General features: G+C 67.9%; 21 protein-coding genes. 12 read left to right on the top strand and 9 right to left on the bottom strand.

Going from position 1 to position 20,887, the window contains the following annotated elements; all coding sequences use genetic code 11:
• Positions 1-119: 119 nt before the first annotated feature.
• Both KIH31_RS01715 and KIH31_RS01710 read left to right on the top strand, forming a co-directional pair.
• Positions 120-2,762 (top strand): trehalase-like domain-containing protein, encoded by a 2,643-nt coding sequence (locus KIH31_RS01715; RefSeq protein WP_214425325.1) that lies wholly within the window; start codon positions 120-122, stop codon positions 2,760-2,762.
• A gap of 60 nt (positions 2,763-2,822) precedes the next feature.
• Positions 2,823-3,059: a hypothetical protein gene (locus tag KIH31_RS01710; RefSeq protein WP_214425324.1), complete on the top strand. Its 237-nt coding sequence runs from the start codon at positions 2,823-2,825 to the stop codon at positions 3,057-3,059.
• Between the two features lie 14 nt (positions 3,060-3,073).
• On the opposite strand, the gene KIH31_RS01705 is transcribed toward KIH31_RS01710, so the two are convergent.
• The 5 genes from KIH31_RS01705 to KIH31_RS01685 all read right to left on the bottom strand — a co-directional run bounded on the left by KIH31_RS01705 (position 3,074) and on the right by KIH31_RS01685 (position 10,171).
• A complete protein-coding gene (locus tag KIH31_RS01705; protein ID WP_214425323.1) occupies positions 3,074-4,177 on the bottom strand; it encodes a Xaa-Pro peptidase family protein in 1,104 nt (367 codons plus the stop codon).
• Positions 4,174-6,183 (bottom strand): DUF6807 family protein, encoded by a 2,010-nt coding sequence (locus KIH31_RS01700; protein ID WP_214425322.1) that lies wholly within the window; start codon positions 6,181-6,183, stop codon positions 4,174-4,176. The genes KIH31_RS01705 and KIH31_RS01700 overlap by 4 nt, the downstream gene beginning before the upstream one ends.
• A gap of 183 nt (positions 6,184-6,366) precedes the next feature.
• Positions 6,367-7,386, bottom strand: a complete 1,020-nt coding sequence (locus tag KIH31_RS01695) for a LacI family DNA-binding transcriptional regulator (RefSeq protein ID WP_214425321.1) — start codon at positions 7,384-7,386, stop codon at positions 6,367-6,369.
• Positions 7,387-7,535: 149 nt separating this feature from the next.
• Positions 7,536-8,852, bottom strand: coding sequence for an ABC transporter substrate-binding protein (locus KIH31_RS01690; RefSeq protein ID WP_214425320.1), 1,317 nt, complete (start codon positions 8,850-8,852; stop codon positions 7,536-7,538).
• A 179-nt stretch (positions 8,853-9,031) separates the two neighbouring features.
• Positions 9,032-10,171 carry an acetylesterase gene (locus tag KIH31_RS01685; protein ID WP_214425319.1) on the bottom strand — a complete coding sequence of 380 codons (1,140 nt, stop codon included), beginning with the start codon at positions 10,169-10,171 and terminating at the stop codon, positions 9,032-9,034.
• 269 nt (positions 10,172-10,440) lie between these two features.
• On the opposite strand from KIH31_RS01685, the gene KIH31_RS01680 reads away from it, so the two are divergent.
• The 5 genes from KIH31_RS01680 (at position 10,441) to KIH31_RS01660 (ending at position 14,371) form a co-directional block, all read left to right on the top strand.
• On the top strand, positions 10,441-11,361 hold the full coding sequence (locus KIH31_RS01680; RefSeq protein ID WP_214425318.1) for a carbohydrate ABC transporter permease: 921 nt from the start codon (positions 10,441-10,443) through the stop codon (positions 11,359-11,361).
• The gene (locus KIH31_RS01675) at positions 11,351-12,313 is read left to right on the top strand and encodes a carbohydrate ABC transporter permease (protein WP_214425317.1); all 963 of its coding nucleotides are present in this window, start codon (positions 11,351-11,353) and stop codon (positions 12,311-12,313) included. The genes KIH31_RS01680 and KIH31_RS01675 overlap by 11 nt, the downstream gene beginning before the upstream one ends.
• 351 nt (positions 12,314-12,664) lie before the next feature.
• Entirely contained in the window at positions 12,665-13,756 is a 1,092-nt protein-coding gene (locus KIH31_RS01670; protein ID WP_214425316.1) for a 3-deoxy-7-phosphoheptulonate synthase, read from the top strand.
• Between the two features lie 156 nt (positions 13,757-13,912).
• Positions 13,913-14,125, top strand: a complete 213-nt coding sequence (locus tag KIH31_RS01665) for a helix-turn-helix domain-containing protein (protein ID WP_214425315.1) — start codon at positions 13,913-13,915, stop codon at positions 14,123-14,125.
• A gap of 147 nt (positions 14,126-14,272) precedes the next feature.
• Positions 14,273-14,371 carry a 30S ribosomal protein bS22 gene (locus KIH31_RS01660; RefSeq protein ID WP_003792170.1) on the top strand — a complete coding sequence of 33 codons (99 nt, stop codon included), beginning with the start codon at positions 14,273-14,275 and terminating at the stop codon, positions 14,369-14,371.
• A gap of 102 nt (positions 14,372-14,473) precedes the next feature.
• Here the strand turns inward: KIH31_RS01660 and KIH31_RS01655 are convergent, their stop codons facing one another.
• Positions 14,474-15,286, bottom strand: a complete 813-nt coding sequence (locus KIH31_RS01655; protein ID WP_214425314.1) for an HAD family phosphatase — start codon at positions 15,284-15,286, stop codon at positions 14,474-14,476.
• Between the two features lie 75 nt (positions 15,287-15,361).
• Between KIH31_RS01655 and KIH31_RS01650 the strand changes: the two genes are divergently transcribed.
• Both KIH31_RS01650 and KIH31_RS01645 read left to right on the top strand, forming a co-directional pair.
• Entirely contained in the window at positions 15,362-15,643 is a 282-nt protein-coding gene (locus KIH31_RS01650; RefSeq protein ID WP_214425313.1) for a glutaredoxin family protein, read from the top strand.
• A gap of 109 nt (positions 15,644-15,752) precedes the next feature.
• Positions 15,753-16,475 carry a redox-sensing transcriptional repressor Rex gene (locus tag KIH31_RS01645; protein WP_374224834.1) on the top strand — a complete coding sequence of 241 codons (723 nt, stop codon included), beginning with the start codon at positions 15,753-15,755 and terminating at the stop codon, positions 16,473-16,475.
• A 3-nt stretch (positions 16,476-16,478) separates the two neighbouring features.
• Here KIH31_RS01645 and KIH31_RS01640 read toward each other — a convergent pair whose 3' ends face one another.
• The 3 genes from KIH31_RS01640 to KIH31_RS01630 all read right to left on the bottom strand — a co-directional run bounded on the left by KIH31_RS01640 (position 16,479) and on the right by KIH31_RS01630 (position 18,526).
• The gene (locus KIH31_RS01640; RefSeq protein WP_214425311.1) at positions 16,479-17,138 is read right to left on the bottom strand and encodes a hypothetical protein; all 660 of its coding nucleotides are present in this window, start codon (positions 17,136-17,138) and stop codon (positions 16,479-16,481) included.
• 114 nt (positions 17,139-17,252) lie between these two features.
• Complete coding sequence (locus tag KIH31_RS01635; protein ID WP_250545339.1) at positions 17,253-17,843, bottom strand: hypothetical protein; 591 nt, start codon at positions 17,841-17,843, stop codon at positions 17,253-17,255.
• 134 nt (positions 17,844-17,977) lie between these two features.
• Complete coding sequence (locus KIH31_RS01630) at positions 17,978-18,526, bottom strand: YceI family protein (protein ID WP_214425310.1); 549 nt, start codon at positions 18,524-18,526, stop codon at positions 17,978-17,980.
• 221 nt (positions 18,527-18,747) lie between these two features.
• Between KIH31_RS01630 and KIH31_RS01625 the strand changes: the two genes are divergently transcribed.
• The 3 genes from KIH31_RS01625 (at position 18,748) to KIH31_RS01615 (ending at position 20,880) form a co-directional block, all read left to right on the top strand.
• Entirely contained in the window at positions 18,748-19,410 is a 663-nt protein-coding gene (locus KIH31_RS01625; protein WP_214425309.1) for a histidine phosphatase family protein, read from the top strand.
• 79 nt (positions 19,411-19,489) lie between these two features.
• On the top strand, positions 19,490-20,131 hold the full coding sequence (locus tag KIH31_RS01620) for a TlpA disulfide reductase family protein (RefSeq protein ID WP_214425645.1): 642 nt from the start codon (positions 19,490-19,492) through the stop codon (positions 20,129-20,131).
• Positions 20,131-20,880 (top strand): cytochrome c biogenesis CcdA family protein, encoded by a 750-nt coding sequence (locus KIH31_RS01615; RefSeq protein ID WP_214425308.1) that lies wholly within the window; start codon positions 20,131-20,133, stop codon positions 20,878-20,880. The genes KIH31_RS01620 and KIH31_RS01615 overlap by 1 nt, the downstream gene beginning before the upstream one ends.
• The last annotated feature ends 7 nt before the right edge of the window (positions 20,881-20,887 follow it).

Here is a 20,887-nt window from a genome sequence, read left to right as displayed (position 1 = left end):
GCCCTGTTCCTTCAGGGCCCCCCTCGCTGTAACATGGCCGCAATTGGGGCGGCATGATCGTGAAACGCTCCGGCGGGACACTGTGCTGAGTAACCAGCACGATCGTGAGGATCTGTCCCATGGCCACTCCACTGAACCAGGCGACGGCGGACTCCGCCCTTCTCGGGAAGTCGCTGCCGCTGGGGCTGCTGCGGTCCTTCGTCCAGTCCGAGGGAGGCGACGACGGCCTGACGCCGCGGATGCTCGCCGAACTCAAAATGCTCGCCCGCACCCCCAACCTGCTGGTGGCCTGCAACTACGGGGGCACCCTGTGCACCGCCGACGGCATCACCACCGAGACCCTTCCGCTGGGCAGCGCGGCGGTGGCCCTGCGCGCGCTCGCGGCCCTGCCGAGCACGCATGCTGCCGTCATTTCGGGCCGGTCGCTGCGGGATCTGGCCGCTGTCTCCAGGCTCCCCGCCGAGGTGCATCTGGTGGGTTCCCATGGCCTCGAATTCGACATGGCCTTCGCCCACGGCCTGTCGATGGGCACCGAGTCCGTCCTGCAGCACGCGAGCAACGACGTCGCCCGGATGCTCGGCATCAGGCGCGGCGTAAGCCTGGAGCGCAAGCCCGCGGCGGTGGCCATCCACCTGCGCGAGGCAGCCCCGGACGTCGTCGCCGAGGCCAAGGCTGCGGCACGGACGGCGGCCCGGGACCACGGGCTTTTCTTCATCGAGGACGGCTCGGTGATCGACCTCTCAGTCCTGGCCCCCGCGAAAGGGGAAGCGCTGGACCGGCTGCGGGCACAGCTGGGCGTCAGCGCCGCGCTCTACGCCGGGGACGCGTCGAGCGACGAACTGGCCCTCAGGACCCTCCGCGGGCCGGACCTCGGCATCCACGTCGGCCCCGGCGGGTCCGTCGCCCAGCACCGTCTGCGCGACCCCGACGCGTTCGCGAGGGTCCTCGCGGTGCTGTTCGAGATGCGCCGGGCGTGGCTCTTCGGCGAGGAGGCGGTCGCCCTGGAGCGGCATTCAATGCTCGGCGACGGATCCTCCACCGCCCTGGTGACGCCGGAGGCCAAGATCTGCTGGATGACGCATCCGCTGCCGGATTCAGGCTCGCTGTTCGCGCACGTGCTCGGCGGGGACCCGGCGGGCCACTTCAGCGTCGAGCCGCTCAAGGACTCGAAGGTCCTCGGCCAGCGCTATGTGGACAACACGATGATCGTGGAGACCCGCTGGGCGGACGTGACAGTCACGGACTACCTGGACCCCTCGCCCGAGGGGATCACCAACCTGGTGCGCGTGCTCAGCGGGACCGGGGGCGCCCGAATTGTCTTCGCGCCCCGGCCGGACTACGCCAACGCCCCGTTCAGCATGGAGGTGCGGGGGGACACGCTGCACGTGATGGGCACCTCGGACCCGATCACCCTGTACGCGCCGGGCGTGGACTTCGAGGTCTCCACCGACGGCCGGCACGGCACCGCCACGGCCCGGGTGGACCTTGCCGCCGGGCCGGTGGTGCTGAACCTGCGCTGCGGCGACACCGAACCGTTCGAACCGGACCCGGAGAGGGAACCGGAACGGCGTGCACAGGTAGCGCTGAACGGCCGCCAGTGGGTGCGAAGCCTGGACATTCCGCGGGTGAAACCGTCCCTGGTGATCCGTTCGGCCCTGATCCTGCGTCATCTGGTGCACGACCCGACCGGGGCGGTACTGGCAGCCCCCACGACGTCGTTGCCGGAGGGCATCGGCGGCACCCGGAACTGGGATTACCGCTACTGCTGGCTGCGGGACGGCGCCATGACGGTCAAGGCGCTGGTGGACCTGGGCTCCACCGCGGAGGCCGAAGGCTTCCTGCGCTGGCTCGGCGGGATTCTGGAGTCGACGCCGGGCCCGGAGTGGCTGCACCCGCTGTACTCGGTCTCCGGCACGCCGCTCTCCACCGAGGCGACCATCGAGAACCTCCCGGGGTACGCGGGGTCCCGGCCGGTGCGGATCGGAAACGCCGCGGACCACCAGGTGCAGCTGGACGTGTTCGGTCCCATCGCCGAACTGATCGATGCTCTCAGCGCGTACCAGCAGGAGCTGTCCGAGTTCCAGTGGGAGCTGATGGAACAGATGGTTTCCGCCGTCGTCGCCCGGTGGCACGAACCGGACCACGGCATTTGGGAGGCCCGGCGGGCCCCGCGCCACCACGTCTATACGAAAACGATGTGCTGGGTGACCCTGGACCGGGCGCTGCGCGTCGCGCGACGCCACGGCCGGACACCGGACCGGCGGTGGGAGCCGCTGGCGGCGCTGATCCGCGACGAGGTCCTGCAGGAGGGATGGGACGATTCAGCGGCGTCCTACACGGTGGCTTATGACAGCCCGGACCTGGACGCCGCCGTCCTGCACATCGGGCTCTCGGGCCTGCTCGACGTCGCTGATCCTCGTTTCCTGGCCACGGTCAGCGCGGTGGAACGCGAACTGCGCGTCGGCCCGACCGTGTTCCGGTACCGGTACGACGACGGTCTGCCCGGGCTCGAGGGCGGCTTCCACATTTGCACGACGTGGCTGATCGAGGCCTACCTGGCGGTTGGTCGCTACGACGATGCCGAGGAGCTGTTCAGCCGGCTGGTGAACCTTGTGGGCCCCACCGGGCTGCTCCCGGAGGAGTACGATCCGGGGACCGAGACGCACCTCGGGAACCACCCGCAGGCGTATTCGCACCTGGGATTCATCCGCTGCGCGCAGTTGCTGGACGGGTACCGGCAGTCCGCGGAGGTGACGGCCTGAGCCGGTGCCCACGCAGGGCTACCGTTCCCATGTGGAGGAAGGCAGGCAACAATGGAGTCCATGAGCAACAAGTACTCCGCCACTGCCACAGCCTCCAGCAAGCATCCGCATGACTGGGGCCGCGCCGTCTCGGTCGCGCTGACACACCTCATCGAAGAGGCACAAGCAAAGGGGGACGACGTCACCGAAAACGACCTCTTCGACGAGGACTTGCTCATGAATATCCGCGGGGGCGGGGACGGCGTGGAAATCACGCTGCACTGGACGCCGGCGTCCTCCCGGGACGAGGAAAGCTAGCGGCAGGGAAGGATCTAGAGCTCCAGGGTCAGGGGCCGCTGCACGCCGTGCACCGCTTCGGCAGGCCACCGTGGGTCCGAGCTGAGGACCTGCATGCCCTGCCCGGTCAACAGCACTGTGTCCTCCACCTTCACCCCCGGCGCTGAGGGATTCCACGCGAATGCCTGGCCCAGGACGACTGTGTCGTCGGCCGCCGGGGTGGCGCGGGGATCGCGTCCCGCGTAGCCGGCGGGGCCGCCCTGGTGGTGCAGCAGCCACTGGTCGGCGCCGAAGCCGTGCCGCCCGTACGAGCGGGCGATCCCGGCCAGCACTCCCTTCAGTTCGGCGCCCGGGACGGTTGCGGCAAAGGCGTCCGCCTCCACTTCCCGGATACGCGCCTCGGCATCCAGTTCCCGGCCGGAGGCGTTGCCGAACCGCACCCAGCGGGTCACGTTGCTGATGAGTCCGTCGCGGCGGGCGCAGACGACGGCCATGGCCCGGCGGCCCAGCGGTGTGTCCGTGGGGAGGGGGTGGCGGTAGCCGGCCCGGGAGGGGCCGTTGGCCAGGACCACCAGCGGATCCGCGCCGATGCCCGCAACGCGTTCGGCCAGCTGGGAGCTGAGTTCCCGCTCGGTCAGGTCGGGGCGCGCCGCGGTGAGCACATCGGTGAGCAGCGCCGCCGTCTCGGCGCACAGGGCGGCGTAACGCTGCCGTTCGCCGGGCAGAAGCGACCGGCGGGCGTCGCGCAGCGGCCGGGCAAGCTCCGCTTCCGGCACAGGGCTGGCCGGTCCGTACCAGTTGCCGACGTCGGTGAGCGAGCCGAACCAGGGGATTTCGTGGATTTCCAGGCCGGCCGGAAGCTCCTCGTCCCGGAGCCTGGCCGCCTCGTTGCTGAAAGTCACGAGATGGTCCGTCTCCCGGGTCACCAGCAGCGCCGCGACCGGGTCGCCGGCCAGGCTCACCTGGACACGGCCGCCGTCCAGGTACCAGGAGAGGGCAGTGACGCTTGTCAGCAGGAGGGAATCGGCGCCGGCGTCGTCCATGACCCGCAGCACCCGCTGGCGCTTGGCGATCCTGTCGGCTGTCCTCCCGTCCTGGCCGGGGCCCGGGCTTCGCGTCGCAGTGGATAGTTCGCTCATTGAAGGTCCCCCAGTTCGGTGATGCGCGCGGCGCCGAGCTCACCGTCGGCGATGAAGGTGGTGATGGTCCTGCGGACCGGGTCGGCGTTCGTGGCGCTGACAGGGGTGTCCCAGGCGAGGGCGGAGCCCGCTCCGGGGTAGTCCGCGACCCTGACGAACCACGGGTCGGCGCTTTCCTGCGGGGCCAGGAACATGACGGTCGCGGTGCCGCCGTCGAAGTCGGCCGTCCACGCCAGCCAGCGGCTGACCGAACCGTGGACGTCCTGCTCGCCGACGGCGTCGGCGGTGCGCACCCGGATGTTCCGGCAGGGCGGGAAACGCCAGAAGAAACCGCCGTAACCCCCGCGCGTGCGGCCGTTGGAGCCCGGGCTGCCCAGTTGCACCGGAGCGGTGCCCGCGGGGGAGAGCTCGAAGGCCAGCCGCAGGCGCCAGGTGGTTTCGTCCACGGCCGACCACTCCCAGCGGCGGGTTTCATTCAGCACGGGCGCGCCGCAGGGGCCCGTCCACTGCAGCTGTTCGCTCAGGTCGGTGGCAGTGAGGTGCCGGTCCACGGTGCGGATCCGGCCGTGGTCGGGGCGCCAAACATAGCCGCCGGCCTCCCGCGTGTAGGTCCGGCCGCCCCAGAAGTTGACGCCGTCGACGTCCTGCAGCGCGACCCCGGCACCCAGATGCCAGACATGGTCGAGCGGCTGGTGGTCGGTAACCACGGTGCCGCCGGGGGTGCTCACCGGGTGCAGGTAGGGCCGTGGCGACGACGTCGGCGGGATGCGCGTGCCGTCCTGCAGGGCTGCCACCGGCCGTCCGCCGACCTTGATCCGCCCTGCCGGCTCGAGGGGGCGGGCCCACGGCAGGCCAAGTTCGCTGAACGTCGAGCCCGCGGCACAGGCCCGTGCCACGGCCTGCTCGATCCCCGCGACAACGGGATGCGCGTTCCCGGCCTCACCCTTCCAGCGCACGAAACGCGGGTCGATCGGTGAGGGGGCTTTGGCCGTGCGGATCGCTTCCAGCGCCCGCATGAAGGCGCCGGAAGCCGCCAGCGGGCTGAGCAATCCGGTGCCGGAGGACCGGTGTTCCAGCAGGTTCTCGAGCAGGTCCACCCGGCCGAAAACGTCGCGCTCCGGGTGCCCGCCGGCCGTGACGTCCAGAACGTCCGACGTGTAGTAGAACACCGCCGACCCCTCGGTCCCGTGGACGGTGACGTACGGTTCGGACTGCTCCTCGGCGCACAGCGTCAGGGCGCAGGTGATCGCCGGGGCGTGGACCGGGCGGATGCGGATCACGGAGGTGTCATCGGCTTCGACCGGATTGGCCCGGTACAGTTCGGTGTCGACCCCGGCGACCTGATCCGCCGTCCGCACCCCGGCAATGGCCAGCGCCGTTGCGACCGCATGGGCCAGCGCATTGGTGGCGACGCCGTCGACGACGTCCGTGCCGTCGAGGGTGCGTTTGCCGGCCCAGCGGGAGCGGGCGTAGTAGGCCCTGCTGCGCACCCAAAGGCCGGTGGCCGTCACCGCACGGATGGAGCCGAGCGAGCCGGACGCGATGGTTTCGGCAAGGGCCGGCAGCGCCCGCGAGCCGAGGCTTTGGAAGCCGACCTGGACTGCACGGCCGGTGCGCTCGGCTGCCGCGAGCACTTCTTCGAACTGGGCGAAGGAGGCAACCGGCGGCTTTTCCAGGTACACGTCCGCGCCGGCCTCGAGGGCAGCGACCGCCAGCGGTGCGTGCGTCTGGATGGGGGTGGCAATGATGACGACGTCGATCCCGGGGGTTCCGGCCAGCAGTTCGTCGAGGGTGCCGAAGGCGCGGGCCGAGTCCGGGAGGTCTCCGTCGGCCGGAGGATTCGGATCCGCGGCGGCCACCAGTTCGACGATGCCCGCTGCCTGCAAGCGGGCGAGGTTCTTCCGGTGCTGCAGCCCGAAGCCGTGGATCCCGACGAGGGCGATGCGGGCGGCCCGCGGCGCGGGCGAGTCGGTCAGGGTGGCCGGGTCGGTGGCTGGGAACGTCACTGTTCCTCCGTCAGTCGTCGGAGCGGGAGTCTACTGCGACCAGCCTAGCTCAGAAAACGATTTCTCGCACTCACCCGGACACTGCGCGAACGGCCAGTTGCGGCGGCTTCACGCGCGCCGAAGCCACCGTTGGCGCCCTCTGGGCGAGCGGCACTGGGCCGGGTGCGGGGTGAGTGGCTGCGGTCAGCCACGCGGTGCGGGGCCGGTGCTGCCGCGCGGGCGCAGGGTCGGCTCGAAGGTGTGCTTGAGCGGCCCCTCGGCCGGCTCCTTCCGGAGCAGGCCGCGCATGCTCTGCCAGGCCCGCTCGCCGACGACGTCGATCGATACTTCCGCGGAGGTGAGCGGGGGCATGGTGTAGCTGGCAAACGGGATGTCGTCGAAGCCCGTCACCGAGATGTCCTCGGGCACTTTGACGCCGCGTTCGTGCAGCCCGCTGAGCAGGCCCATCGCCACGAGGTCGTTGAAGGCCAGCACGGCGGTGACCCCTGCGTCGAGGACCTTGTCCACGGCGGAGTGACCGCTTTCGAAGGAGGAGCCGGCCTCAAGGAAGCGGAGCTCAACTTCGGGGTGGGCGGCCGCGAACTTCTCCAGGCTCGCGAGGCGGACCCCGTGCGAGACGCTGCGTGCCGGGCCCGCAAGGTAAGCGATGTGGCGGTGCCCGAGCGAGAGCACGTGCTCGGCGAGCTCGGTGATTCCGTGGCCGTAGTCGACGGAGAAACTCGGGGTCTCCGGGACGTCATCGGGGCGGTTGATCAGCACGAGCGGACGCAGCGACTCCGCGATCCCGCTAAGCTGCTCGATGCTCATGCGGGGGGCGCACAGGATCACGCCGTCGCAGCGCCGGCGCATCTCGGAAGACAGGATGGGCTCCTCGCTCGTGGTTTCCGCCGAATCCGCGATCAGCACACGGTAGCCGTCCTTCGCTGCGGCGCGGCTCACGCCGTGCAACGCGGCCTGGAAGGTCGGGTTGGCCAGGTCCGGCACAATCACGCCGATGGTTTCCGTCTTGCCGAGCACCAGGCTTCGGCCCAGCGGGTTCGGCTGGTAATTCAGCTCGGTGGCGACCTGCCGGACGCGGGCGGCGATCTGCGCGTCGACCGTGTAGTTGCCGTTCATGACCCGGGAGACTGTCGCCGGCGACACGCCTGCCGCTGCGGCTACAGCCGCGATGCCCACCCGTCCCGGGGATGCCTTCTTGCCCACTGTGCTTGCCTTTCAATGAGCCGCCAGGGCGGCTCTGGTTCCGATGCCCCGATCAAACCACATCCAGCAACCGAAAACGATTTCTTCGCCCGGGCATGCAGCAAGGCGGGCGGCTCCCGATGGAACCGCCCGCCCGTCTGCCGGTGGATCTACTTGGCTGAATCGATCATGCCCTGGGCCTCCTGCATGAAGCCCTTCGCGGCGTCGGCCGGGCTCTTGCGGTTGAAGAGCACGTCCGTCGAGTACCGCTGGATGAGTTTCTGCATGCCGGAGGAGCCCTTCGGCGGGACCGCCGACGGCGCCTGCATGTCGGGTTTGATGTCCTTCAGGAAGCTGGCCGCCGTCTTGTCCGTGGGCTTGAGCATCGGCTCGATTGCGGCCTGGATGTCGGTGTTCGTCGGGAACCCTCGCTCGGTGAGGATGGTCTTGGCGGCGTCGGTGCTGTTTACGAGGAAGTTGATGAACTCCGCGGCCTCCTTCGGGTGCTTTGACCGGGAGGATTCGGACCAGAACATGGAAGGCTTGTAGAACATGCCGTTCTTGCTGGCCTGCCCGCTCTGGCTCGGCGCACGCAGGATCTTGATGGTGCTTCCGGTGGCGGAGGACATCGCACTGACCTGGTTGGTCCACATCCACGCCATGGCGGTCTTCCCCGTGCCGAAAAGAGTCTGTTCAATCGGAGCGTTGATGTCCTCGGAGGCGAGGTCGGCAGGAGGCGCGGCCTTGGCGTCGCGCAAGGCGTTGATGTGCTGGAAGAAGCTCGCCGCCGTGCCTTCCTTAAGGCCGAGGTTGCCGTCCGCGGAGTAAAGGGATTCACCCTGCTGGCGCGCCCAGGTGTTCATGTCCGAGTCGGTCAAGCCGTAGGAGGAACCGTAGTTGGTCTTGCCGCTCTTGCTTGCTCCTGCGGCCACCTGGGCGGCGATCTTCTGGTAGTCGTCCCAGGTCCAGGTCTTGTCGTTGGGAAGGGGGACGCCGGCCGCTTGGAAGAGCTTCGTGTTGGCCAGCACCACGTAGGCGTTCTGTCCGGTGCTCAGGCCGAACTGCTTGCCGTTGTACTGGCCGGACTTCAGCGCGTCCTGGTCGATCTTGGAGGTGTCGATGTTACTTTGCTTCGACAGGTCCATCAGTGCCCCGCGGCCGCCGTACTCGGCAATGTAGGCCTGGTCCATCTGGATGACGTCGGGGGAGTCGTTGGCGGCGGTGGTGGTAGCCAGTTTGTCCCAGTAGCTGGACCAGACGCCCGGTTCGGCCTGGATCTTGATGTTGGGGTGCGAGGCCTGGAACGCGTCGATCACCTGCTGCGTTTCCTTGTTCCGCAGATCGTTCCCCCACCAGGTGAAGCGGAGTGTCACGTTGCCGTCGGAGGATGCAGAGGATCCGGTGCCGCAGCCGGTGGCGAGCACGGCGACGGTTGCCGCTGTGGCCAGCATCTTGGCAAGCGCGGACCTGCGAAGGAAAGTCTTCATTGACCTGTTCTTTCTGAGGAGCGGACGAAGAGCGAGAAATCGTTTTCTTGCGCTTCAAGGATTATTACAGCGGCCCATTCTCGGCGTCAATGGTTTTTGGAATGCGTTTTCCGTGCGCCGGGCGGGGCATGATTCCGGGTGCTCCGGGCGGAAGCCGGAATGGAGCCAAGGCTCGGGAATCAGAGCGTCCGGAGGAGGAAATCTGCGGCGTCCTCCTGCATTCGGAGCGTCATGACGTGTCCACCGTCAGTCCATGACGATTCATAGCTGAAGCCCGGGCCGGCCGTTGCGGCGAGGATGCTGTCGGCCTGCCGCATGCCCGACAGCGGGAAGAGTGCGTCCTCGGCGGCGAACTGGACCAGCATCGATTGGCGATGTACGGCGGCGCGGGACGGGATCTGCGGCCAGTCGGCGAACGCCCACAGGCCGGGGGTCTGCATCAGCCAGGAGTGGGCATCCAGGTAGGAGGGCAGCAACGACTCGAAGGTGGTCATCATGCAGGCGACCACCTGGCTGCGCACCTGCCCCGACAAGGCGGCAACCATCATGGCCCGTCCGCCGCCTCCCGAGAACCCTGCCGTGGCCAGTCGGCCGGCATCCACGTCCGGCAGGCCGCCCAGCACTGCGAGGGCGGCCAGGTCGTCATGCGCGACCATGCCGGCGAAGCTGGTGCCCAGCAGGCCTGCAGCCTTGGCGACCGTGTGCTCATGGTCGGCGGCAAGGATGTTGTAGGTGGCCGACGGCGTCGGGCTCACCCCCTTCTCTCGCCACAGGGCATGTTGCGCCTCGAGGACACCGGCGGTCCGCCAGGGGGCCGGACTGAGATTGAACCGGCGGCTGCCCCAGGCGAACGTGTCATGCGCGAGGACCGCCATTCCCCTGCGTGCGAGGGAGGAGGCAAATGCCCGGCCACCGTAGAGTCCGCGCCGCAGGGAGACCGCTTCGGGCGAGGACCTGCCGCCGAGGTCCACCAGGCGCTCCGCGCCGAGCCACTTGTTGCCGCCGTGGCAGTGCATGAGCAGCACTCCCGGCAGCGGGCCTTGGGGGCGCTCCGGCCGGACAAAAAAGGCTGCCGTCCTCGGCCCGTAGCCGAGCTGCCAGGAGAGCTGGGTGGTGCGGAGGCCGTCCTCCACCACCTCGCTGTCCGTCCTCGCAGCTGGGCGCCCGGCAACCGCGGGCAGTCCCAGTGCCGCGGCGAGCCCGGCCGCCCCCTCGCCCCCCTCGCCGGCCTCGCCGCTCGCAAACGGGCGTGACTGCCGGACGAAGGCCGGCCAGTCCTCGTAGCCGCCCAGGGCGCTCGGACGGCGGGTTCCATTCATGTGAGTCCTCCTGGGGAAGGTTGGGGCCGGGGTTCCGGGGCTGTCCCAGAGCATAGCCGGGTTACCGACGAGTAGAAAACGTTTTCTTGACGGGGTAGGAGAGCTCGGCTATCGTCGAGAAAACGTTTACTGCGGCATAGCTCGCACTGAGCAAACCGCCCGTATCAAAGGTGATACCGACCCAAGGAGGTCTGCGTGCTGTATCAAGAAACGGTCTCCGCGCCCGAGCCGGAAACGGTTCGGCCCCGACAGTCCGAAGGCCCGGTAACGTGAGCGCACTCAGCGAGCTCGGGAAGCTCAAAAAAGGCGCGGCCGGCGGCAAACGCGACAACAAGGCAGCGTTCATCTTCCTCCTCCCGTGGCTGATCGGGCTCGCCACGATCACCATCGGCCCGATGCTGATGTCGCTCTACCTTTCCTTCACCGACTACAACCTGATCCAGGACCCGAACTGGATCGGGCTCAACAACTTCGTCCGCATGGTCCATGACGCGCGGCTGCTGAATTCACTGCGGGTGACCTTCACCTACGTGCTGATCGGTGTCCCGCTGCAGCTGGCGCTGGCCCTGCTCATTGCGATGGTGCTCGACCGCGGCCTGCGCGGGCTGCCGTTCTACCGGTCGGTGTTCTACCTGCCGTCCTTGCTGGGCACCTCGGTGGCCGTGGCAATCCTGTGGAAGCAGATGTTCGGCACCACAGGCCTGGTGAACCAGCTGCTCGCCATGGTCGGCATCCAGGGACCTGGCTGGATCTCGGACCCGAGCACGGCGCTGGGAAGCATCATCCTGCTGCATGTGTGGACCTTCGGGTCCCCGATGATCATCTTCCTGGCCGGACTGCGCCAGATCCCAACGATGTACTACGAGGCGGCCGACGTCGACGGTGCCAGCAAAGCGAAGCAGTTCTTCAAGATCACACTGCCGCTGCTGAGCCCGATCATCTTCTTCAACCTCGTGCTGCAGATCATCGGCGCCTTCCAGTCGTTCACCCAGGCCTTCATCGTCTCGGGCGGCAACGGAGGGCCCTCCGACTCGACCATGTTCTTCACCCTGTACCTGTACCAAAAGGGCTTCGGTGAATTCGACATGGGGTATGCCTCCGCCATGGCCTGGGTCCTTCTCGTAATCATCGGTGCCTTCACCGCCATCAACTTCTACGCTGCAAAGTTCTGGGTGTTCTATGACGACTAATATCGAGCCCCTGCCCGCCGCCGCGGCCGACGCCGTCGAACCTGCCCGCCGCCCTCCGGCCGCGGGCGCACCGAAGCGTCCAACGCGCAAACGCGAATCGCGCGGCACCCTGGCCTTCTCCCGCTCCGCCAAGGTGCGGGCGGCCGTCAAGCACGCCATCCTCATCGTCGCGGCGCTGGTCATGATCTATCCGCTGCTGTGGATGGTGGCGTCCTCGCTGCGGCCGAACGACGTCATCTTCCGCGAACCCGGCGTCCTGCTGAAGACCTTCGAGGCGGGCAACTACTCGGCCGGGTGGAACGCCCTGACCAACCCGTTCGGCCACTACCTGCTCAACTCCGCCATCGTGGTGCTGGGCACCATCATCGGCAACCTGGTCTCCTGCTCGATGGCGGCGTACGCCTTCGCCCGGCTGAACTTCTGGGGCAAGAAGTGGTTCTTCGGGGCCATGCTGCTGACGATCATGCTGCCGTTCCATGTGGTGATCGTGCCGCAGTACATCCTGTTCTCCCAGATCGGCTGGGTGAACACCTTCTGGCCGCTGATCGTGCCGAAGCTGCTGGCCACGGACGCCTTCTTCGTCTTCCTGATGGTCCAGTTCATCCGCGGCGTACCCAAGGAGCTCGATGAAGCGGCCCGCATCGACGGCGCCGGCCACCCGCGCATCTTCCTCCGGGTCATCCTGCCGCTGATGACGCCGGCGCTGGCGACGACGACGATTTTCACGTTCATCTGGACCTGGAACGACTTCTTCAGCCAGCTGATCTACCTCACCTCGCCGGACATGTTCACCGTCCCGGTGGCCCTGCGGGCCTTCGTCGATGCACAGTCCTCCACCTCGTGGGGTTCGATGTTCGCCATGTCCGTCGTGTCCCTGCTGCCGGTGTTCATTGCCTTCCTGATCGGCCAGAAGTTCCTCGTCAAGGGGATCGCCACCACCGGTATCAAGTGAGCCGCGCCGCGCCAGCGGCCACTTGCGGCGACCTCCCGTCAGCGGAGGTCGCCACGAGTGGCCGCTCGCGCTGTCGGGTTGGGTGCTGTCGGGTTGGGCTGGGGTGGGCGGTGTGGGCGTGGCCCGGTCGGCCGCCGCGGGGATTTGGCCGGCGGGACGGGCCGGGGCTACCCTGAACCCATGACTAAGCGTTGGTATGCGTATTTTGCGTTGGCTCTGGAGGGGCCTGCAGCGAAATAACGCGCATCATCAACGACCTTCAGAGCCAGCAGGGCAGAGAGCAATCTCTGCCCTTCGCCATTTCCACGGCGGGTTCTGACCAACGGTCCCGCCATACACGGACGGAACCGCATGAACACGATCACCAGCCCCTCAGAATCCAGCACCGGCGACCTGCGCGTCACCAGCTTCCGGTCCCTGCCGGCACCGAGTGAGCTGCGGGCCGAGCTCCCGGCCGCCGAGGCCGCGCTCGCCACCGTGCGGCGCGGACGCGACGAGGTGCGGGCCGTGCTCGACGGCGTGGATGACCGCCTGCTCGTCGTCGTCGGGCCGTGCTCCATCCACGATCCCGAAGCGGGCCTGGACTACGCCCGCCGCCTCGCCGCCGAGGCGCACCGGCACCGCGAGGACCTGCTGGTGGTGATGCGGACCTACTTCGAGAAGCCGCGTACCACTGTCGGCTGGAAGGGCCTGATCAACGACCCGCACTTGGACGGCTCGCACGACGTGGCCACCGGCCTGCGCCGGGCGCGGCGCTTCCTGCTCGACGTCGCGGCCCTCGGGCTGCCCGCCGCAACGGAGTTCCTGGAACCCGTCAGCCCCCAGTACACCGCGGACCTTGTCTCCTGGGGCGCGATCGGGGCACGGACCACGGAAAGCCAGATCCACCGGCAACTGGCCTCCGGTTTGTCCATGCCGATCGGCTTCAAGAACGGCACCGACGGGGGCCTGCAGATCGCGCTGGACGCCTGCGCCGCATCCGCTGCGGCCCAGTCCTTCCTGGGCATCGACGCCGACGGCCGCGCCAGCCTCGTGCAGACCTCCGGCAACCCGGATGCGCACCTGATTCTCCGCGGCGGCAGCAGCGGTCCGAACTACTCAGCGCAGCACGTGGCCGATGCTTCCGCCCGGCTGGCCGCGGCAGGGCTGAACCCGCGCCTGGTGGTCGACGCCAGCCATGCGAACAGCGGCAAGAGCCATGAACGGCAGGCGGTTGTGGCGCGGGAACTCGCGGACCGGCTCGCGGTTGAGGACGGATCCGGAGCCATTGCCGGGGTGATGCTGGAGAGCTTCCTGGCGGCAGGGGCCCAGAAGCTGGACGTGTCGGATCGGACCACCCTGGTCTATGGTCAGAGCGTCACCGACGCCTGCATGGGATGGGAGGCGACGGCGGCGGTCCTGGAGGCGCTGGCCGCGGGAACCCGGGCACGCAGACAGCGGTAAGCCGTGTCGGTGAGGGCCGCCGGCAGAGCCGCATGATAGGGGACTTTCACAATGGTCACTTCTACCCCTAGAGTATCTTTCACGTGCTTGTTCGATGGGCTCAGCATCGGCACGGCTGTTGCGTGAGTATTCGTTCGAGCGGAGGATGTCGAGGACATGGGTGAGGAGAGTAACTTCTCCAACGTGCACTTCCTGACTGTGTCGGAAGTAGCGGAGATGATGCGTGTTTCCAAAATGACCGTGTACCGTCTGGTGCACGCAGGGGACCTGCCGGCAGTGCAGTTCGGCCGGTCGTATCGGGTGCCGGAGTCGGCGGTCGAACAGTACCTGCGGGGCGCCGTCGTCGACGGCACAGCGGACAGCGCCTGAGCGTTGCCGTTCCGGGTCCAGCCGCCGCCATGGCGCCGGTGGGCTTCGCAGGGATGACCTGCGGTACCCTGTAAAGGATCCTTTTTCGTTATTGATCGTTTCACGGCTGTCAACCGACAGTTGTTTATCTGTAGTTTGTGAGGACTCGTGGGTTCAGTAATCAAGAAGCGCCGCAAGCGTATGGCCAAGAAGAAGCACCGTAAGCTGCTTCGCAAGACCCGCCACCAGCGCCGCAACAAGAAGTAGCCACGCGGCCGGACGAGCGCCGGCCTGCGAAGGGCCCGTCATCGACAGCGATGACGGGCCCTCGGCTTTTAAGCGTGGTGCGGGCTGCGGACGGACGAAGGTTCAGCGGCTGCGCAGTCGCGAGAATCCGCGCCACAGCCCGTAGATGGCACCGGCGCCGGTCGCGGCGCGCAGCCCCAGCGTCGCAGCGCGGCGGCCCGAGCGGAAGTCGTAAACAGGCCAGTTGTGGTCCCGCGCGTGACGGCGGAGCCTGGCGTCCGGGTTGATCGCCACCGGGTGGCCGACGAGCGTCAGCAGCGGAATGTCGTTGTAGGAATCGCTGTAAGCCCAGCACTTGGCCAGGTCCAGCCCCTCGCGCCGGGCCAACTCCTTGACTGCCACTGCCTTCGCAGGCCCGTGCAGGATCTCGCCCACGAGCCGTCCCGTATAGGCGCCGTCCTCCACCTCGCCGACGGTGCCCAGCGCCCCGGTCAGGCCAAGCCGGCCCGCGATCACGCTGGCGACCTCGATCGGGGTGGCGGTGACCAGCCAGACCTGCCGGTCCACGCGCAGGTGCTGCTCCGCCAGCGCCCGGGCACCCGGCCAGATCTTGGACTCGATCATCTCGTCGTAGACTTCCTCGCCCATGATCGCCATGTCCTCCGCAAGGATGCCGGCGCCGAGGGCGAGTGCGGTGTCGCGGACCGAGTGGACGTCCTTGAGGTTCTCGCCCCGGGTCACGAACTTCAGCTGCTTCCAGACGAAGCCGGCGGCGTCGCGCAGTGTGAAGGCCTTGCGCTGGTACATCTTGCGGGCGACGTGGAAGAGGCTGGCTCCGCGCATCAGCGTGTTGTCGACGTCGAAGAAGGCTGCTTCGCCGAGGTGCTTGGGGGTCGCCGAGGATTCCTCGGCAGCGACCGTGTTCACTTCGGGCATGGCTCGAGTCTAGTCAATCCGCGGCCCGGATGCCCGACGACGCCGCCGCGGAAGGGCTTTGGCTACATTGGTTCCATGCATGAGAACAACGTTCCGCCGGCGCAACCTGCCCTCGGTGCAGGCCCGAAGCTTGAGCTTGTCACGAAGCCCGGCTGCCACCTGTGCGACGCCGCCCGGGACGTGCTGGACCGTGTGGCGGCGGATTTCGGAGTGGCGTGGGAAGAGCTCTCCATTGCGGACCGCCCCGACCTGGCCGAGCGGTTTGCGGAGGAAATACCTGTCCTGATGGTCGACGGCGTCCAGCGCGACTTCTGGACGATCGACGAGGCGCGGCTGCGCAGGCTGCTGGCCCGCTGAACTTTGTGGCCCTCCCGGGTGGGCCTACAGTGGAAGTAGCCGCAGGATCCCGCTTTACCAGGGCCTGCGGTTCGTTGCAGCGATAACCGAAGATGCGATGGAGCAAGACTTGACCTCGTCCGACACCTCCTCACACCCGCTGGCCGCCGGCCAGGACGGTGGAGGAAGGCAGATCCCGCCCGCTTCCGTCGCGCGCCTGACGATCTACCTGCGGGCGCTCAACGGGCTGCTCACCGACGGGGTGGAGCGGGTGTCCTCCGAAGAACTGGCTGAAGGTTCCGGAGTGAGTTCTTCGATTGTCCGCAAAGACCTCTCCTACCTTGGCTCCTACGGCACCCGCGGTGTCGGCTACGACGTCCAGTACCTCAGCCGGCAGATCGCCGCGGCCCTCGGCCTGACCCATGACTGGCGCGTCGCAATTGTCGGAGCCGGCAACCTGGGCAAGGCGCTGGCCCGCTACACCGGTTTCGAGTCCCGGGGTTTCGACGTGGTGGCCATCTTCGACGCGGACCAGATGGTGGTCGGCAGCGAGGTCGGCTGGCTGCGGGTCAGCCCGGTGTCGGACCTGGAAACGGTGCTGGCGCGCACGCGGGCCAACATGGTGGTGCTGGCGCTGCCGGGACCCGTCGCGCAGGAAATGTGCGACCGTGTCGTCGCGGTCGGGGTCAGCAGCATTCTCAGCTTCGCGCCGGTCACGCTGCAGGTGCCCCCGCACGTCACCCTCCGAAAAGTGGACATGGCAACCGAGCTGCAGATTCTGGCCTACCACGCACAACGGGCGCAGGAGCCGACTCTGGGGTCGGCGCCCCGCGCCCGTGCTGCCGAAGCGTAGCCGCTAGTAGTGGCCCAGCTTGGCCCGCTTCCGGGCCGCAAAGAACTCGTTCGAGGGCCGCAAGTAGAGCAGGACGATGGCCGCAACGCCAAGCAGCACCTGCAGTACGGTCGGCAGGGTCGAACCGATGAGGCTCAGCAGTGAGATGGCCGCGAACACGGTTCCAAGGATCCGCGCCCAGTTCGCTCCCCGGCGCACGAAGACGGCAACCAGCGCATACAGGGCGGCGATGATGATGGCCGTGACGACGGCGACGCCGGTGAGCATCGAGTTGAAGGTCTCGGGGCTGATGCTCTGCCCGTTGCTGGTAGTCAGCTGGCCCTGGCTTAGCTGGCGCGCCGCAGCGATGTTGAACGGAATGGCGATCAGGCTCAGGACGCCGGCCGCGACGATGAGCCAGAAGGCGATGTTGACCTCCCGCGGACGTTCCACCGGCTTGCCGGTTCCCATCGGGGCGCCCTGGTAGCCGCCGTACTGCTGGCCGTATGGCGGAATCTGGCCGTAGGGGGACGGTCCCTGTCCGTAGGCCGGAGGCTGCTGCTGGCCGTACTGCGGCGGGTTCTGGCCATAGGCCGGGGGCTGCTGCTGGCCGTACTGGGGCGGGTTCTGTCCGTACTGCGGCGGCTGCGGCTCGTTCTCCGGCGGAACGGGAGGGGTGCTCATTGCTCGTCCTTCGTCTCTGTTGCGGGGCCTTGCCTGAGGTCAAGCACAGCGTATCGCGCAGGCCCGCGCGCGGCGGGAAGGCAGCGGCTGTTTTCCGCAGCCGCAGGCGCGCCCTCAGACAGACGGGCGGCGGAACCAGGCCTGTGCATTCGGGAGCCACATCAGCACGGTGGCCACCGCTGAGACCAGGAAGCTCAGCCAGTTCTGGAAGACGACGGCGGCCACGAGGGAGAGCGCGGCGACGACAGTGAGCGCGATCCGGGCCCACTCGTAGCCTTCCTTCATCCGCAGGGCGAAGAGGATCTGCGCCGCCGCAAGCACGAGGGAAGCGGCGAGGCTGCCAAACGCCAGCGCCAAGGCGGCACCCTGGCCGGCCTCGGCCACGGCTGTGGAGACCAGCAGAGTGCCGACGAGGAAGAGGACACTGACGACGACGCTGAGCAGGCCGCCGAGCAGCCAAATGTAGTAGGAAATGCGCAGTTCCGTCGGAAGAGCGGAGGCGCGGAACATTCCGGTGATGCCGGTGGGCATGACGTCGTTGACGCCCCGGCGGCCGCCGGCAGTCTTGCCGAAGCGGAAACCGTTCGCGGGCCGTCCCGGTTCGGGCCTGGCGGCGGCCGGGGGCCGGAAGGAAGGCGGGGGAGTGGGCGCTTCGAAGCCGCCCTCGGGCCCCGGCTGCGGGGCTGGTTCCGGAATGTTGCTCATGGGAGCCAGCGTAGACCGCCGTCGCGCTTGGCAGCGGGGCACAGGCACTACATGCCGTTAAATGCGACGGTCCGGCAGCGGCCGGTGCCCGACAGTGTCGGGGCGGGCCTGCTGCCGGACCGGCTGCGGACTGCTTAGGCGCTCGGAGCGACGAAGGCAACCTCAAGGGAGATGGTGACCTTGTCACCGACCAGCACGCCGCCGGCTTCCAGGGCCGCGTTCCAGGTCAGGCCGAAGTCCTTGCGGCTGATCACGGTCTCGCCGGAGAATCCCGCGCGGGTGGCACCGAACGGATCGACGGCAACGCCGTTGAATTCGGTCTCGATGACAACCTGCTTGGTGATGCCGCGGATGGTCAGGTCGCCGGTGAGATCGTAGGTCTCGCCCTTGGCGGTGATGTGGGTGGAGGTGAAGGTCATTTCCGGGTACTTCTCGACGTCGAAGAAGTCCTCGCCGCGGACGTGGCCGTCGCGGTTGGCGTCGCCGGAGTCGAAGCTGGCGGTCTTGACGGCGGCGTTGACCTTGGAAGAAGCCAGGCTGTCGCCGACCTCAAGGGTGGCGGAGACATCGTTGAACTTGCCGCGGACCTTGCTGATGCCGGCGTGGCGGACGCTGAAGCCAACCTCGCTGTGGGCGTTGTCGAGGTTCCAGGTACCGGTGGTCAGGCCAGAAGGAATGGTCATTTCTACTCCTAAGTTGAGAGCTGTCGGACTGCTGTCGGCATCCGGAAGAACGCCGTCGATAGGTAGAAGCATGCAAACGTATCTTTTATTCCGTCCCCTTCCAAAAAACTTTCTGCGGGCTCCGGGCCGGGGCTCCGACACGCGCGAGACGCATCTTCACGGCAAGTTCCCAGCCTTCCTTTCAGTTCGTCATTGTGTAGAAATTCTGCGAAACTTAGGACATGCCCCGGATCACTGTCCATTTGTTGCGCCATGGTGAGGTATATAACCCTGCCGGTGTGCTCTATGGGCGGCTCCCGGAGTTCCACCTCTCCGATCTCGGCCGCGAGATGGCCGACGTCGCGGCCGGCTTCTTCGCCGACCGCGCCGCTGCCGGGGCGCGCATCGTGCACCTGGCCTCTTCCCCGCTGACCCGGGCGCAGGAAACGGCGGCGCCGACGTCGGCAGCACTGGGCCTTGAGGTGGCGACGGATGAGCGGATCATCGAGGCGGCAAACCACTTCGAGGGCCTGCGGGTGAACCGGGCAGAACTGATGCGGCCCGCGCACTGGCCCTATTTCGTCAACCCGTTCCGTCCCTCCTGGGGCGAGCCGTACAAGGCGCAGGCCGCACGGGTGCTGGAGGCAGCGCGGGACGCACGGCGCCAGGCCCTGGCCACCGGCGGCGAGGGTGCGGAAGCGATCCTCGTCAGCCACCAGCTGCCGATCTGGGTGGCCCGCCGGGCTGCCGAGCGCAAGCCGCTTTGGCATGACCCGCGCAAACGCGAATGCACCCTGACCTCCGTCACGTCGCTGGTGTTCGAGGATGAACGCATCGTGTCGGTGGACTACAGCGAACCCGCAGCGGCGCTGCTGCCCGGCGCCTCCGCGACGCCGGGCGCCTGACATGGCGGACCCCCGACCCATGGACCCGGAACCAATGAGCCCCGAACCGATGAACCCCAAATCGATGAACCCCAAACCGATGCGCACAGCGAAGAAGATCACGGTGAACAGCAAGCACGGCCTCCGCAAGCTCGGCCGACGCGGCCTCCTCGCGGCAGTGGCGGCCAGCCTGGCTGTCGCCGCCCTCACCGGCTGCGCCGGCCAGGATCCGCTGGCGGCCCAAGCCAAGGCGGGCGACAACAAGAACTACATCGCCGGCGACGGCTCCGTGTCCGTGTTCGCCCCCTCGGAACGCAAGCCCCCGGTGCAGTTCTCCGGAACCCTGTTCGACGGTAAGAAGGTCTCCGCGGCGGATCTGGCTGGCAAGGTCTCGGTGTTGAACTTCTGGTACGCAGGCTGCGCGCCCTGCCGGCTGGAGGCGCCTTCGCTGGAGGCACTGCACAAGGAATTCGCCGCGCAGTCCGTCCTGTTCTACGGCGTGAACGTCCGTGACGAAGCGGCCACGGCTGAGGCTTTCAACCGCAGCTTCGGCCTGACCTACCCCAGCTTCAACGACAAGGACGGCGCCGTCCTGCTCGGCATGACCGATTACGTGCCCCCGGCCGCCGTTCCCACCACCCTGGTGCTGGACAAGCAGGGCCGTGTGGCCGCCCGCATTCTGGGGGTGGCGGACAAGAGCACCCTCAAGGCGCTCATCTCCGACGCCGTGGCCGGACGCTAGTGGGCAATCCCTTCGCCGAAACGATCCTCAACGGCTCGCTGCTGCTGGCGGTGCCGGTGGCGCTGCTCGCCGGCCTTGTCTCCTTCCTCTCGCCCTGCGTCCTCCCCCTCGTGCCCGGTTACCTCGGCTACGTGACAGGTCTGACCGGGGTGGACCTGCAGAAGCAGAAGCGCGGGCGCATGTTCGCCGGGATCGGCCTGTTCGTGTTCGGCTTCTCGGCCGTGTTCGTGGCCTACGGCGCCGTCTTCGGTCAGCTGGGGGCGTGGCTGCGGTTGTCCTCGGGCTGGCTGACGCAGGTGATGGGCGTCGTCGTCATCGTGATGGGCGTGATCTTCATGGGCGGCCTGGGCTGGTTCCAACGCGACGTCAAGCTGCACGCGCGGGTCCCTGCCGGGCTCTGGGGGGCGCCGCTGCTGGGACTGACGTTCGGCCTCGGCTGGGCGCCGTGCATCGGCCCGACACTCTCCGCCGTGCAGCTGCTGGCCATCTCGGGGGATGCGAACGCCGTCAAGGGCGCCTTCCTGACCTTCATCTACTGCCTGGGCCTTGGCCTGCCGTTCCTGCTGATTGCCCTCGGCGTGCGCCGCGGGATGGGCGCAATGGCCTTCTTCAAGCGGCATCGCCGGGCGCTTCAGCTCTCCGGCGGCGGCCTGCTCGTGGTGGTCGGTGCGCTGATGGCAACGGGGATCTGGACGGCATGGGTGAATGAACTGCAATCCTGGCTCGGAACAGTAAGGCTTCCGGTCTGATGACCAA

Origin of the sequence: Paenarthrobacter sp. DKR-5, assembly GCF_018531425.1 — a bacterium.
Taxonomy (GTDB): domain Bacteria; phylum Actinomycetota; class Actinomycetes; order Actinomycetales; family Micrococcaceae; genus DKR-5.
Note: the sequence above shows the minus strand (reverse complement) of the source record. Positions and strands in the feature narration are given on the sequence as shown.